This window comes from Streptomyces sp. UNOC14_S4 (genome assembly GCF_020740835.1).
In the GTDB taxonomy this organism is placed as follows: domain Bacteria; phylum Actinomycetota; class Actinomycetes; order Streptomycetales; family Streptomycetaceae; genus Streptomyces.
In genome coordinates this window covers 1-1,077 of the sequence record NZ_JAINFC010000963.1, presented here as the reverse complement: position 1 = coordinate 1,077, position 1,077 = coordinate 1, and the positions used below count along the sequence as shown (strand labels likewise).

Genomic DNA, 1,077 nt, shown 5'->3' with positions numbered 1-1,077 from the left:
CACCAGCGCCTGCCACTTCTGGAAGGACACGCTCGATGAGAGGTAAGCGCCGATGAGAGGTAACGGCGAGTCGATCCTCGAAGTCCGGGACCTCGTCAAGCACTACCCGCTGACCCAGGGCATCCTCTTCAAACGGCAGATCGGCGCGGTCCGGGCCGTCGACGGCGTCTCCTTCGACCTGCGGCCCGGCGAGACGCTGGGCATCGTCGGCGAGTCCGGCTGCGGCAAGTCCACCGTCGCCCGCATGCTCGTCAACCTGGAACGCCCCACCAGCGGACAGATCCGCTACAAGGGCCAGGACATCACCGAGCTGCCCAAACGCGCCCTGAAAGCCGTGCGCCGCAACATCCAGATGGTCTTCCAGGACCCCTACACCTCGCTCAACCCCCGCATGACCGTAGGCGACATCGTCGGCGAGCCCTACGAGATCCACCCGGACGCGGCCCCCCGGGGCAGCCGCCGCCAGAAGGTCCGCGACCTCCTCGACGTCGTCGGCCTCAATCCCGAGCACATCAACCGCTACCCCCACCAGTTCTCCGGCGGCCAGCGCCAGCGCATCGGCATCGCCCGCGGCCTGGCGCTGCGCCCCGAGATCATCGTCTGCGACGAGCCGGTCTCCGCGCTGGACGTCTCCGTGCAGGCCCAGGTCGTGAACCTGCTGGAACGCCTCCAGGAGGAGTTCGGCCTGGCGTACGTCTTCATCGCCCACGACCTGTCGGTCGTCCGGCACATCTCGGACCGGGTGGCCGTGATGTACCTGGGACGGCTCGCGGAGACGGGCACGGACGAGCAGATCTACGACCACCCGACCCACCCGTACACGCAGGCTCTGCTGTCGGCGGTCCCCGTGCCGGACCCGGGCGCGCGGGAGCGCCGGGAGCGGATCCTGCTGACCGGCGACGTCCCGTCCCCGGCACATCCGCCGTCGGGGTGCCGCTTCCGCACGCGCTGCTGGAAGGCCCAGGAGAAGTGCGCGCGGGTGGTGCCGCCGCTGGAGATCCCGGAGTGGTTCGAGGAGGGGAGCGGCGGGGCGACGCATCCTTCGGCCTGCCACTATGCGGAGGAGCGGGCGGGGGT

Annotated in this window: 1 protein-coding gene; it reads left to right on the top strand. The window is 70.0% G+C overall.

All coding sequences use genetic code 11. The features are described 5' to 3' along the window. Nucleotides 1-52: 52 nt before the first annotated feature. On the top strand, nt 53-1,077 hold a 1,025-nt coding region (locus K6I34_RS37340), incomplete at its 3' end, for an ABC transporter ATP-binding protein (RefSeq protein WP_229332451.1).